The 12,817-nt window shown below is 55.9% G+C and carries 16 protein-coding genes; 8 read left to right on the top strand and 8 right to left on the bottom strand.

Features of this window, described 5'->3' with window-relative positions; all coding sequences use genetic code 11:
• The first annotated feature begins 84 nt into the window (after positions 1-84).
• From FA91_RS03185 to FA91_RS03200, 4 genes are all read left to right on the top strand, one after another.
• Positions 85-2,223 (top strand): lysine decarboxylase LdcC, encoded by a 2,139-nt coding sequence (locus tag FA91_RS03185; protein ID WP_034912478.1) that lies wholly within the window; start codon positions 85-87, stop codon positions 2,221-2,223.
• 75 nt (positions 2,224-2,298) lie between these two features.
• Positions 2,299-2,688, top strand: a complete 390-nt coding sequence (locus FA91_RS03190) for a VOC family protein (RefSeq protein ID WP_034918877.1) — start codon at positions 2,299-2,301, stop codon at positions 2,686-2,688.
• Positions 2,689-2,722: 34 nt separating this feature from the next.
• Complete coding sequence (gene tilS, locus FA91_RS03195) at positions 2,723-4,015, top strand: tRNA lysidine(34) synthetase TilS (RefSeq protein ID WP_034912479.1); 1,293 nt, start codon at positions 2,723-2,725, stop codon at positions 4,013-4,015.
• Entirely contained in the window at positions 4,012-4,329 is a 318-nt protein-coding gene (locus tag FA91_RS03200; RefSeq protein WP_034912480.1) for a cytochrome c, read from the top strand. The genes tilS and FA91_RS03200 overlap by 4 nt, the downstream gene beginning before the upstream one ends.
• Before the next feature lie 37 nt (positions 4,330-4,366).
• On the opposite strand, the gene rof is transcribed toward FA91_RS03200, so the two are convergent.
• Together rof and FA91_RS03210 are read right to left on the bottom strand one after the other, a co-directional pair.
• The gene (gene rof, locus FA91_RS03205) at positions 4,367-4,630 is read right to left on the bottom strand and encodes a Rho-binding antiterminator (protein ID WP_034912483.1); all 264 of its coding nucleotides are present in this window, start codon (positions 4,628-4,630) and stop codon (positions 4,367-4,369) included.
• Positions 4,617-4,817, bottom strand: a complete 201-nt coding sequence (locus tag FA91_RS03210) for a YaeP family protein (RefSeq protein WP_034918878.1) — start codon at positions 4,815-4,817, stop codon at positions 4,617-4,619. The genes rof and FA91_RS03210 overlap by 14 nt, the downstream gene beginning before the upstream one ends.
• Before the next feature lie 133 nt (positions 4,818-4,950).
• On the opposite strand from FA91_RS03210, the gene FA91_RS03215 reads away from it, so the two are divergent.
• From FA91_RS03215 to FA91_RS03225, 3 genes are read left to right on the top strand one after another with little or no spacing between them, the layout of a single operon-like run.
• Positions 4,951-5,505 carry a YaeQ family protein gene (locus FA91_RS03215; protein ID WP_034912484.1) on the top strand — a complete coding sequence of 185 codons (555 nt, stop codon included), beginning with the start codon at positions 4,951-4,953 and terminating at the stop codon, positions 5,503-5,505.
• Positions 5,502-5,924 carry an alternative ribosome rescue aminoacyl-tRNA hydrolase ArfB gene (arfB, locus tag FA91_RS03220; RefSeq protein WP_034912487.1) on the top strand — a complete coding sequence of 141 codons (423 nt, stop codon included), beginning with the start codon at positions 5,502-5,504 and terminating at the stop codon, positions 5,922-5,924. Before FA91_RS03215 ends, arfB begins: the two co-directional genes overlap by 4 nt.
• 18 nt (positions 5,925-5,942) lie before the next feature.
• Positions 5,943-6,347, top strand: coding sequence for a copper resistance protein NlpE N-terminal domain-containing protein (locus FA91_RS03225; protein WP_051936977.1), 405 nt, complete (start codon positions 5,943-5,945; stop codon positions 6,345-6,347).
• 42 nt (positions 6,348-6,389) lie between these two features.
• Here the strand turns inward: FA91_RS03225 and proS are convergent, their stop codons facing one another.
• The 6 genes from proS to metN form a co-directional block, all read right to left on the bottom strand.
• Positions 6,390-8,108 (bottom strand): proline--tRNA ligase, encoded by a 1,719-nt coding sequence (gene proS / locus FA91_RS03230; RefSeq protein WP_034912489.1) that lies wholly within the window; start codon positions 8,106-8,108, stop codon positions 6,390-6,392.
• 96 nt (positions 8,109-8,204) lie between these two features.
• Positions 8,205-8,912, bottom strand: a complete 708-nt coding sequence (tsaA, locus tag FA91_RS03235) for a tRNA (N6-threonylcarbamoyladenosine(37)-N6)-methyltransferase TrmO (RefSeq protein ID WP_034912491.1) — start codon at positions 8,910-8,912, stop codon at positions 8,205-8,207.
• Positions 8,909-9,313 carry an Rcs stress response system protein RcsF gene (gene rcsF / locus FA91_RS03240; RefSeq protein ID WP_034912494.1) on the bottom strand — a complete coding sequence of 135 codons (405 nt, stop codon included), beginning with the start codon at positions 9,311-9,313 and terminating at the stop codon, positions 8,909-8,911. Before rcsF ends, tsaA begins: the two co-directional genes overlap by 4 nt.
• Positions 9,314-9,443: 130 nt before the next feature.
• The gene (locus tag FA91_RS03245; RefSeq protein WP_034912495.1) at positions 9,444-10,259 is read right to left on the bottom strand and encodes a MetQ/NlpA family lipoprotein; all 816 of its coding nucleotides are present in this window, start codon (positions 10,257-10,259) and stop codon (positions 9,444-9,446) included.
• Positions 10,260-10,289: 30 nt separating this feature from the next.
• Entirely contained in the window at positions 10,290-10,943 is a 654-nt protein-coding gene (locus FA91_RS03250; RefSeq protein ID WP_034912498.1) for a methionine ABC transporter permease MetI, read from the bottom strand.
• Entirely contained in the window at positions 10,936-11,967 is a 1,032-nt protein-coding gene (gene metN / locus FA91_RS03255; protein ID WP_034912500.1) for a methionine ABC transporter ATP-binding protein MetN, read from the bottom strand. The genes FA91_RS03250 and metN overlap by 8 nt, the downstream gene beginning before the upstream one ends.
• Before the next feature lie 179 nt (positions 11,968-12,146).
• Here metN and gmhB point away from each other — a divergent pair, with 179 nt between their 5' ends.
• Complete coding sequence (gmhB, locus tag FA91_RS03260) at positions 12,147-12,707, top strand: D-glycero-beta-D-manno-heptose 1,7-bisphosphate 7-phosphatase (RefSeq protein ID WP_034912501.1); 561 nt, start codon at positions 12,147-12,149, stop codon at positions 12,705-12,707.
• Positions 12,708-12,817 lie beyond the last annotated feature (110 nt).

A 12,817-nucleotide genomic window follows, 5' to 3' on the forward strand; every position in this document is an offset into this window, starting at 1 on the left:
TCGCTTCGGGGCAGAATAATTCTGCCCCGGCACACCATCTTCGCTATGCTTATTCCTTGCCGCAACGCCAACAGGAGGTGAGCATTGAACATTATCGCGATCATGGGCCCCCATAACGCATTCTATAAAGACGAACCCATTCGTGAGCTGGACGACGCGCTGAATGCCCGTAAATTTCAGACTATCTATCCGAAAGACGCCAACGACTTGCTCAAGCTGATTGAGCACAATCCGCGCATCTGCGGCGTGATTTTCGACTGGGACGAATACAGCTTCGATCTCTGTAGCGAAATTAATCAGCTTAATGAGTATCTGCCGCTATACGCGTTTATTAATACACACTCCACGATGGACGTCAGCATCAATGAAATGCGGATGGCCGTCTGGTTCTTCGAATACGGGCTGGGCGCGGCAGAAGAGATCGCACAGCGCATCAGCCAGTACACTGACGAATATTTCGACACCATTACGCCGCCGCTGACCAAAGCGCTGTTCACCTATGTAAAAGAGGGGAAATATACCTTCTGCACGCCCGGCCATATGGCGGGAACGGCCTTTCAGAAAAGCCCGGTTGGCACGCTGTTTTATGATTTTTTTGGCGCAAACACGCTGAAGGCGGATGTCTCCATCTCCGTCACCGAATTGGGATCGCTGCTCGATCACACCGGCCCGCATCTGGAGGCCGAAGAGTATGTGGCAAGAACCTTCGGGGCCGAGCAGAGCTACATGGTGACGAATGGCACCTCGACCTCGAATAAAATTGTTGGCATGTATGCGGCACCGGCAGGCAGCACGGTACTGATCGATCGCAACTGCCACAAGTCGCTGACGCATCTGCTGATGATGAGCGATATCATTCCCATCTGGCTTAAACCAACGCGCAACGCGCTGGGTATTCTCGGCGGTATTCCTAAACGCGAGTTCACTAAAGCGAGTATTGCGCTGAAAGTGGCACAAACCGAGCGCGCCAGCTGGCCGGTTCATGCGGTGATCACCAACTCCACCTACGACGGGCTGCTGTACAACACGCAATATATTAAAGACACGCTTGAGGTGCCCTCCATTCACTTCGACTCCGCGTGGGTGCCGTACACCAATTTTCACCCGATTTACAGCGGGCTGAGCGGCATGAGCGGCGAGCGTACACCGGGCAAAGTAATTTATGAAACGCAGTCCACGCACAAGCTGCTGGCCGCGTTTTCGCAGGCGTCGCTCATTCATATCAAGGGCGATTATGACGAGCAGACCTTTAACGAAGCCTACATGATGCACACCACCACCTCGCCGAACTACGCGATTGTTGCATCAATTGAAACCGCGGCGGCGATGCTGCGCGGCAATCCGGGCAAGCGGTTAATCAATCGCTCGGTTGAGCGGGCGCTGCATTTCCGGCGTGAGGTCCAGCGGCTTCGTGAAGAGTCCGACGGCTGGTTCTTTGATATCTGGCAGCCGGAAGGCGTGGACGAGCCGGAATGCTGGCCGATTCAGCCAGGGGATGAGGCGTGGCATGGCTTTGTGGACGCCGATGCTGATCATATGTACCTCGATCCGATCAAGGTCACCATTCTCACGCCCGGCATGAGCGAGCAGGGCGAGATGGCGGAGGAGGGTATTCCGGCCGCGCTGGTGGCCAAATTCCTGGACGAACGCGGCGTGGTGGTGGAGAAAACCGGCCCTTACAATCTGCTGTTCTTATTCAGCATTGGCATCGATAAAACCAAAGCGATGAGCGTGCTGCGTGGACTGACGGAGTTCAAACGTGCCTACGATCTCAATCTGCGGGTCAGAAACATGCTGCCGGATCTTTATGCGGAGGATCCTGATTTCTACCGTAATATGCGTATTCAGACGCTGGCGCAGGGCATTCATCGCCTGATCCGCGAACACGATCTGCCGCGCCTGATGCTTCAGGCCTTTTCAACGCTGCCGGAAATGAAGATGACGCCGCACCAGATGTTTCAGCAGCAGGTGCAGGGCAACGTGGAAACGGTGGATATCAGTGAAATGGTCGGGCGAGTGTCGGCCAATATGATCCTGCCCTATCCGCCAGGCGTGCCGGTGGTAATGCCGGGCGAGATGGTTACCGAAGAGAGCCGTGCAGTGCTCGATTTTCTGCTGATGCTCTGCACCATCGGTAAACACTACCCGGGCTTTGAAACGGATATTCACGGTGCGCGATTGACGGAAGAAGGTCAGTATTTAGTGCGTGTGCTGAAGGCGTGAATGCAGAATTGTGCCATTGTTACGCCGTAAGTAACGGCGTAGCGTATGACGCGCCGCCATCAGAAAAGGATAATCATGTTAACAATCAGCCACATTCATCATATTGCAATCATCGCCAGCGATTATGAAACCAGTAAGGCGTTTTACTGCGACATACTGGGCTTTACGCTGCAAGAAGAAGTCTATCGCGAGGCGCGTGACTCCTGGAAAGGCGATCTCGCGCTGAACGGGCAGTACGTCATCGAACTGTTTTCATTTCCGTCGCCGCCCGCGCGGCCTACGCAACCGGAAGCCTGCGGGCTGCGTCATCTGGCGTTTTGCGTGGAGGATATTGACGCGGCGGTGCAGCACCTGACGACTAAAGGCGTCAACTGCGAAGCGATCCGCGTTGATCCGCTGACCGATAAACGCTTTACCTTCTTCAGCGACCCGGACGGTTTGCCGCTGGAGCTGTATCAGGCGTAAACTGGCGCAGGATTTATTTCTTTTGCGGAACGCTATGTCAGCTTTACTCACACTCGAACATCATCTTGCCGGCCGCCAACAGCTGCTGGTGGCCTACAGCGGCGGACTGGATTCCAGCGTTCTGCTTCACCAACTGGTGCTGCTGCGCGAGCAGCGCCCGTCGCTGAAACTGCGCGCCATCCATATTCATCACGGGCTCAGCGCGTATGCCGATCGCTGGGTGAAACATTGCCAGCGGCAGTGCGACGCATGGCAGGTGCCGCTGGACGTGGTGCGGGTGACCATTGATGCAAAAAATCACGGCGTTGAAGCTGCCGCACGCGCGGCGCGCTATGCCGCTTTTGCTCAGCATCGGGCAGAAAATGAGTGCCTGCTTACCGCGCAGCATCTGGACGATCAGTGCGAAACGCTGTTGCTGGCGCTGAAGCGCGGTAGCGGCCCGGCGGGGCTGTCCGCCATGCCGCACGCGGCGCGGCATCACCTGCGTCCGTTGCTCTCCTGCTCCCGTGACGCGCTGGCGTCGTGGGCCGCCGCGCATCATCTGACGTGGATTGAAGACGACAGCAATCAGGATCGTCGCTTTGACCGCAACTTTTTACGCCGGGAGATAGTGCCGCAGCTCTCCGCGCGCTGGCCGCATTTTGCGCAGGCCGCCGCGCGCAGCGCGGAGCTCTGCGCAGAGCAGGAACAACTGCTGAACGAGCTGCTGGCGGAAACGCTCTCTGAACTGGTAAATGACGAGGGCGCGCTGTGGTTTCGGCCGCTTGAAAAGATGAGCGAAGCGAAACGCGCCGCGCTGCTGCGTCGCTGGATTGCCGGACAGCAGGGGCTGATGCCATCGAGAGACGCGATTCGGCGTATCTGGCAGGAGGTTGCCTGTAGTCGGGAGGACGCCGTTCCGCGCCTGGTCTGCGGTAGCGCAGAAGTCCGTCGTTTTCGCGACCGTCTCTACTGGCTGCCTGTTACCCTATCCATAGCCGATACGGTGATTGACTGGTCACCGCCTTTTGCGCCGCTGATGTTGCCAGACGGGCTGGGCCGGCTCAGCATGGGCGAGGGGGAAACGCGGGTGCGCACACCGGCGGAGAACGAGTCGGTCAGCGTGCGTTTTCGTGCGCAGGGACAGTTTCACCTGTCAGGGCGAGCGGGAAGCCGCCCGTTGAAAAAGATCTGGCAGGCGTTGGGCGTACCGCCGTGGCAGCGTGAGCGCACGCCGCTGATCTTCTATAACGAAAACTTAATTTCAGCCGTCGGCGTATTTGTCACGCGCGAAGGCGAGGCGGCAGCGTCGCCGTGTTGGCAGCTTGCGTGGAGCAAAAATTCATGAATGTGCGTTTAAAGTTAGTGGCGCTGGCGGTTTATGCCGTCGCGCTGCCAGCCTTTGCAGCGGGCAATCCCGCCGCCGGGCAGCAAAAATCAGCGAGCTGTCAGGCCTGCCACGGTGCGGAAGGCAAGGCGAAAGTAACACTTTATCCCAACCTGGCCGGGCAGCACGCCGACTATCTGGCTCACGCTATGCATGCTTATAAAAAAGGGGAACGCAGCGGTGGCCAGGCGGAGGTGATGAAGGCGTTTGTTTCGGGACTGAGCGATGAGGACATTGATGATTTGGCGGCGTGGTATGCCAGTATGAAGCCCTGATGAAGGGAAGGGACGGAGGTGGTTCCGTCCCGCAGGATTAATCAGACTCGCTGACCGAAACGGTACCCAGCTCAGGATGGCTGAAACGCGCGATGTGGTCGAGGCGTAATTCGCGAACCTCGCCTGAGAGATCGACCGCCAGATATTCAACGTTTTTACGCGATATCATATCTGTCGCTTTCGCCTGTAGCACTTCACCGTTTTTCAGCTCAAGCGCCAGCACCCAGCTCTTCTGACAGGCAAGTTCCAGGTTGTCGTAATCGTCGCAGTTAATGGGTTTATAGGCTTCATTCGTCAACATAATCACTCACCAATAAGTTAGCAGCAGCAAACGCTGCCTGTTCCCTGATGGAAGAGTGTAGCGCATCGTTTGCCGCTACCTCATTGAGTGCTTTCAACACGCATTCCAGGGCGTCCGGCACGTATCCCAGATCGCCACTGCCGATTTGGGCGTATTTCTGGCGAACTAAATCACAATACTTTTGCAAGTGCACCTCCCGGACCACATTTTCTTCGTTGATTTCACGACTATAGCACAGGCTGTACGGCGAAATCAGCCAGGTGGCGAGTGATTTGCTGAAGCCTGAGGTACAATAGGCGGCAATATGGATAAGGAATTTTATGGCACTTAAAGCAACAATCTATAAAGCCGCCGTCAACGTGGCGGACATGGACCGATCGGTCTTTCTCGACAGCAACCTGACGCTGGCCCGCCATCCTTCAGAAACGGAAGAGCGCCTGATGCTGCGGCTGGTGGCCTGGCTGGTCAACGCGCACGAGCGGCTGACGTTTACGCGCGGCCTGAGCGCGGAGGATGAGCCTGAAATCTGGCGAATGAACGACCATAACGGCATCGAACTGTGGGTGGAGTTGGGCCTGCCGGACGAACGCAGAATAAAAAAAGCATGCAGCCGCTCAGGCGAAGTCTGCTTATATACGTACAACGCCCGCGCCGCGCAGATTTGGTGGCAACAAAACCAGGCTCGCCTGGCGCAGCAGGATAATCTGACCGTACGTTTCCTGGATGATGAACAGCTTAAGGCGCTGACACAACTTGCCTCGCGTTCAATGACGCTCCAGGCCACCATTCAGGACGGCACCATCTGGCTTTCGGACGAGCAGCATCATCTGGAGCTGCACTTTACCGACTGGCTGATTAACGGCAAGCTGGCATGATTGTTCTGTCGCAGAACGTGGTCATCCCCGACGGCGAGCTTGAGATCACTGCGATCCGGGCGCAGGGCGCGGGCGGTCAGAATGTGAATAAAACCTCGACGGCGATCCACCTGCGTTTTAACGTGCACGCCTCCAGCCTGCCCGGGTTTTACAAATCTCGCCTGCTTGCCGCCAGCCATCATCTGATCACCCCTGATGGCGTGGTGATCATCAAAGCTCAGGAGTACCGCAGCCAGGAGATGAACCGGGAAGCGGCGCTGAAGCGGCTTGAAAATTTAATCCGTGAGCTGACGGCACCGGAGAAAACGCGACGCGCGACGCGGCCGACGCTGTCATCGAAAAAGCGCCGGCTGGAAAGTAAAACGCGCAAGGCTACGATTAAATCTTTGCGCGGCAAAATGCGCCGCGTGCCGGACTGACTGATGCAGGAGAAGAGAATGAAAAAGAGCGTTATTGCGCTGCTGGCAACGCTGTTAGCGGGGCCGCTGGTGGGATGTCAGAATCATGATGCTGCGCCGGTCGCAGAGACGCCTGAAACCATGGCCGAAACTTATCAGGGAACCCTCCCTTGCGCCGATTGCGCAGGCATTCAGGTTTCACTTTCGCTGCGTCAGGGCGGTCGCTATATGCTGAACGAGCGCTATAGCGGAACCAACGAAGAGAGTACCGCGCAGCAGGGCCGTTGGACCCGAACGGCAGAACGGCTGGTGCTGGTATCGGATAAAGGAGAGAAGCGCTATTTCCGGCCGTTGAATGACGGGCTGGAGATGCTGGATAAGGAAGGACTGCCGATCCGTTCAACGCATCGTTATCAGCTGATGCCGGTGAAAACGGTGAAGTGATAATAACGACAGGCCGCAAAAACGGCCTGTCGGGCGAAACGCTTAGCCGTTGATTTCAGCGATCAGGAAGTCGACGATAGCGTCAGTGCTGATCATCCGCTTCTCGCCTTCGCGACGGGATTTGTACTCGATTTCGTTGTTATCGAGATTGCGATCGCCAATCACAATGGTATGCGGCACGCCAATCAGCTCCATATCTGCAAACATCACGCCCGGACGCTCTTTACGATCGTCGAGGATCGCATCAATGCCGCTGGCGCGAAGCTGGTTGTAAATCTCTTCCGCCAGCTCTTTAACGCGAAACGATTTGTGCATGTTCATCGGCAGGATCGCTACCTGGAAAGGCGCCAGCGCCGCAGGCCAGATTATGCCGCGATCGTCGTGATTCTGCTCAATGGCGGCAGCCACAATGCGGCTGATACCGATGCCGTAACATCCCATGGTCAGTATCTGATTGCGGCCGTCTTCGCCCTGTACGGACGCTTTCATCGCCTCGGAGTATTTTGTGCCGAGCTGGAATATATGACCGACTTCGATGCCGCGTTTGATCATCAGCGTGCCTTTTCCGTCCGGGCTGGCGTCGCCTTCCACCACGTTACGGATGTCCGCCACGCGGGGTAAAGGCAGATCGCGCTGCCAGTTGATGCCGGTAAAGTGCTTGCCGTCAACGTTGGCGCCCGCGCTGAAATCGCTCATGGCGGCGACGGTGCGATCGACAACCACCGGTATCGTCAGGCCAATCGGACCGAGCGAACCCGGGCCTGCGCCGGTGGCCGCACGGATTTCGTCTTCGCTGGCGAAGGTTAACGGCGCCGCAACGATATCGATCTTCTCTGCTTTCACGTCGTTCAGTTCGTGATCGCCGCGCACCAGCAGCGCTACCAGCGAATGACCGCTTTCTGGCGTTGCTTTCACCAGCAGCGTCTTAACGGTTTTTCGAATCGGCAGGCCAAACTGCTCAACCAGCGCGGCAATGGTTTTTGCATCGGGCGTATCAATCTCTTTCAACGCCTGCGTTGCGTCCGGACGACCGCCCGCTGGCGCGACGGCTTCGGCCATCTCAATATTGGCCGCGTAGTCAGATTCAGTAGAGAAAACGATATCGTCCTCGCCGCTCTCTGCCAGCACCTGGAACTCGTGTGACGCACTGCCGCCGATTGAACCGGTATCCGCCTGTACCGCGCGGAAATTCAGCCCCATCCGGCTGAAGCTCTGGCTGTAGGCGCGGTACATATCATCGTAGGTTGCCTGAAGCGATTCCTGCGAGGTGTGGAATGAGTACGCGTCTTTCATAATGAATTCGCGACCGCGCATCACGCCAAAACGCGGGCGCACTTCGTCGCGAAACTTGGTCTGGATCTGATAAACGTTCAGCGGCAGTTGCTTATAGGAACTCAGCTCGTTGCGGATCAGATCGGTCACCACTTCTTCATGCGTCGGGCCAAGAACGAAAGGGCGATCGCCGCGATCGACAAAGCGCAGCAGTTCCGGGCCATACTGCTCCCAGCGTCCGCTCTCCTGCCACAAATCCGCTGGCTGAACGACCGGCATGGAGATCTCAATGGCACCGGCGTTGTTCATCTCTTCACGCACGATGTTTTCAACTTTCTTCAGTACGCGCAGGCCGGTCGGCAGCCAGGTATAAAGACCGGAAGCCAGTTTGCGGATCATCCCTGCGCGTAGCATCAGCTGATGGCTGATGACTTCGGCGTCGGCAGGCGTTTCCTTTTGTGTGGAGAGCAGATATTGAGTCGTACGCATGAGTTACCATTCCCGTTAAGCGATACAGTGCGCTGTAAAAATCTGGCGGCTAGTGTACCAGCGCGGCAGGGGACTCAAAAGATGCAGAGAAATAAATTAACGGCGATCGACCGCAATCACTTCTGTTCCGCTTGCATTCACCCGCCAGCGCACGTTGAAATCGAGCACCCAGGCGGCGTATTCGCGATCCGGCTCTTCGCCCTGACGGTAAGCTGGCCGGGGATCCTGCGCCAGAACCTGCGCAATAAAGCGTGCCAGGTGCGGATAGTACTGCGCGTATGCAGCAATTTGCTGCCCGGCCTGCGATGAAAATGATACCGGCATCGTGGCGGCAGGCGCCTGCTGCGCAAAGCCAGCCCGCGCGTCGGGTATTGATTCCGCAAAGGGCAGGTAGGGTTTGATATCAACAACCGGCGTACCGTCTACCAGATCCAGACTGCCCAGCTCCAGCACAACGCTGCCTTTTTCGCTGCGAATGCCGGTCAGCTCGACCAGCGACATGCCGATGGGATTCGGACGAAATGTGGATCGCGTGGCGAACACGCCCATGCGCGCGTTGCCGCCCAGCCGTGGAGGGCGCACCGTTGGTCGCCAGCCGCCCGCCATGGTTTGATGGAAGACAAACAGCAACCACAAATGGCTGAACGATTCCAGTCCGCGTACGGCTTCGGGCTGATTGTACGGCGCGTGAAGGTGAAGCTCGCCGCCGCCGTCCTCAATCAGGCCAGGCTGGCGGGGAACGGCAAATTTTTCCTTCCAGGGAGAGTGAATAGTGCCGATTTTCTGGAAGGAAAAGGAACTCATTGGTTCGACACTTTCAGCGCGGAGCCCTGGCAAACGGCCTGGCGATAACAGCCCTGAGCGCTGCTGACGACTTCGCAATGGTGCAGCAGTACGGCGTTGGCCTTCATGGAAGACGCGCGGATCTGCATTCTTTTGCGGGCGGTATTGATGTTCGGCGGCGAGTTTTGCGCGCTGGCCTGACAGTCTTCGCCATACACTTCGCCCAGATCGCGGAAAGGTTTGCTCACCAGATCGCCGGCGTCAGTATAGAGTTTTACCATGTTAGGACGCGGCGTGGGCTTAACGCGTGTTGACTCCGTTTGCGGGGTTGGCTTAAAAGGCTCAACAGGTTTGTAAGGCTTATGCAGCAGCGAACACCCTGTGAGCGAGAGGGCTAACAAACAGAGCGGTAGAACACGCATGGGAAAATCCTCACATTCGGTAAAAGTGGCGTTATTGAAACAATCTCAGGGAGAAATAACAAGGGATCCGGAAAGAACAAAGCGGGCATTTAGCCCGCTTTGCAGCCTGTCCCGCATAAAAATGCAGTAATTACCAGCCTTTCACTGCGCCGCCGTTGAAGATCTTGTTGGCCGCTTCATTGACGTCGTCAGTCTGATACGCCTGAACGAATTTTTTCACGTTCTCTGCGTCTTTATTATCTTCACGCGCAACGATCATATTGACGTATGGTGAGTCTTTGTCTTCCACAAAGATGCCATCTTTAGCTGGCGTCAGATTGATCTGGCTGGCGTAGGTGGTGTTGATTACAGCCAGGGCAATCTGCTGATCGTCCAGTGAACGTGGCAACTGCGGAGCTTCCAGCTCAACCAGCTTGATGTTTTTCGGGTTTTCGATCACATCCAGCGAGGTTGGCATCAGGCCCACGCCCTCTTTGAGCTTGATCAGGCCCACTTTCTGTAACAGCAGCAGCGATCGGCCCAGGTTAGTAGGATCGTTGGGAATGGCAACCTGTGCGCCGTTTTGTAACTCATCTAATGATTTGATTTTTCTGGAGTAACCTGCGATAGGATAGACAAAGGTGTTACCCACGGAAACCAGCTTGTAGCCGCGATCCTTGATCTGCTGATCCAGGTAAGGTTTATGCTGGAAGGCGTTGGCATCGATATCGCCTTTGCTCAGCGCTTCATTCGGCAGCACGTAGTCGTTAAAGGTGACCAGCTCGACGTCGAGGCCAAACTTATCTTTTGCGACTTTTTTCGCCACTTCAGCAACCTGCTGCTCGCTACCGACGATCACGCCAACCTTGATGTGATTCGGATCTTTTTCTTTCTGATCGCAGCCTGCCAGAGCCAGTGAACCCATCAGCGCAGCCACAGCGGCAAATGTTTTTACGTTAAAAGACATATCCCTTCCTTAATCAATATGAACGGTTTTTTATCGGTGCGTGACCACGCGTACAATGCGGTCGCCGCAGAATTGAATCAAATACACCAGCACGACCAGCAATATCAGGACCGTGTTCATCACGGTAGCGTTGTAGCCGATATAGCCATACTGATAACCAATCTGGCCCAGTCCGCCCGCGCCCACCGCGCCACCCATTGCAGAATAGCCTACCAGCGTAATTAGCGTAATGGTGGCGGCATTCACCAGCCCCGGCAGCGCTTCCGGCAGCAACACTTTGCAAACGATCTGCAACGGCGTGGCGCCCATGGCGCGGGATGCTTCAATCAGTCCCGAAGGCAGCTCAAGCAGTGCGTTTTCCACCATGCGCGCGATAAAGGGGGCCGCGCCAACGGTGAGCGGCACAATGGCCGCCTGCAAACCGATTGATGTTCCCACCACCATGCGGGTAAAGGGGATCATCCAGACCAGCAGAATAATGAAAGGGATCGAGCGGAAAATATTTACCGCCGCCGACAGCGTACGGTAGAGCTTCACGCTTGACATGATCTGTCCCGGCCGGGTCACGTAAAGCAGCACGCCCACCGGCAGGCCAAGAACAAAACCGAAGAAACCGGAGACAAAGGTCATCATCAGCGTTTCCCAAATGCCGCGACCCAGCAGCCACATCATTGCTTCAGACATAGCCTAATACCTCTACTTTCACGTGGTGCGCTTGCAAAAATTCAATGGCGGCCTGCGTGTCCGCCGTGTTGCCGTGCATTTCGGTCAGCATGATGCCGAATTTGACGCCGCCGGCATAATCCATCTGCGCGCTGATAATATTGTTATTCACATTGTAGCGGCGCGCTGACTCAGAGAGCAGCGGCGCATCGACCGACTGGCCGGTGAATTCAAGGCGCAATAAAGGAACGCGATCCGATTGGCTTTCTGCCGACAGCCGCGCGGAATAGTCTTCCGGAATATCCAGATGCAGCGTGGACTGAATAAACTGCTGCGCCAGCGGCGTCTTGGGATGCGAGAACACTTCGCTTACCGTATCCTGTTCAATCAACTCACCCTGGCTGATGACCGCTACCCGATCGCAAATACGTTTCACCACGTCCATTTCATGCGTGATCAGCAGTATGGTAATGCCCAGACGGCGGTTAATATCTTTTAACAGTTCAAGGATGGCGCGCGTTGTCGCCGGATCGAGCGCGCTGGTTGCTTCATCGCACAGCAGCACCTTCGGATTACTGGCCAGCGCGCGGGCAATAGCAACGCGCTGCTTCTGACCGCCAGAGAGATTTGCGGGCCACGCATCCTGTTTGTCGGCAAGGCCAACCAGCTCAAGCAATTCACGGACGCGCGTTTTGATTTCATCACGCGAGAGCTTGCCTAACTCCAGCGGCAACGCGACGTTACCCGCCACGGTGCGCGAGTTCATCAGATTGAAATGCTGAAAAATCATGCCGATCTGACGCCGCGCCTGGGTAAGCTGGCTTTCTGAAAGGGTGGTGAGATCCTGATTATCAACCAGCACGCTGCCTGACGTCGGACGCTCAAGCAGGTTAACGCAGCGGATTAACGTACTTTTCCCCGCGCCGGATGCGCCAATGACGCCGTAAATTTGCCCCGCAGGCACGTGCAGGCTGACGTCTGACAGCGCCGTTATCGTGCGTGTGCCTTGCTGGAACACTTTTGTGATATTCGAAAGTTTTATCATTTTATTTGGTAATGCAGTTATCCGTGGCGTTCATTTGAAAAGATACCGGCAGTGCGGCATGCGGGTGGATGGTAAGGCATCCAGACGGCTGAATCAATGAAAGTCACTCAAACTGTCATTCTCTCCCGCGACCTAATCATGCGATACTTATGCACATCTTTTGCAGCAGGAGTTTCTACGTGACAGACAAAGTCCCGGCAATATTTCTCGATCGCGACGGCACCATAAATGTCGATCATGGTTATGTACATGAAATCGATAAGTTCCATTTTATCGATGGCGCTATCGAGGCGATGAAAGAACTAAAAAGTATGGGCTTCGCGCTGGTGATGGTGTCGAATCAGTCCGGCATTGCGCGCGGAATGTTCACGGAAGATACCTTTATGCGTTTGACCGAATGGATGGACTGGTCGCTGGCGGATCGCGATGTCGATCTTGATGGTATCTACTTCTGTCCGCACCACCCTGACGCGGCGGTAGAGGCTTATCGGCAGTCGTGTGATTGCCGTAAGCCCGCCCCCGGCATGCTGCTCAGCGCGCAACGCGACCTGAATATCGATATGGCCGCCTCTTATATGGTTGGCGATAAACCCGAGGACATGCAGGCGGCGCAGGCGGCAGGCGTGGGGAAAAAGGTTTTAGTGCGTAGCGGTAAAGCCGTTACGGCCGAGGGTGAAAAAGCAGCAGACTGGGTAATCGATAGCCTTGCAGACTTGCCTTCACGCATAAAACAGGGTTAAAAAGCGTCGTTTTGCGTGAAGTTTCAGCGAACAATAAAAAAGTTCATTTTTATGCTTGCCTTCCCCTGAGGCATCCCTATAATGCGCCTCCATCGAACGGCAGCAGGGCA

It is taken from the genome of Erwinia sp. 9145 (assembly GCF_000745075.1).
In the GTDB taxonomy this organism is placed as follows: domain Bacteria; phylum Pseudomonadota; class Gammaproteobacteria; order Enterobacterales; family Enterobacteriaceae; genus Erwinia; species Erwinia oleae.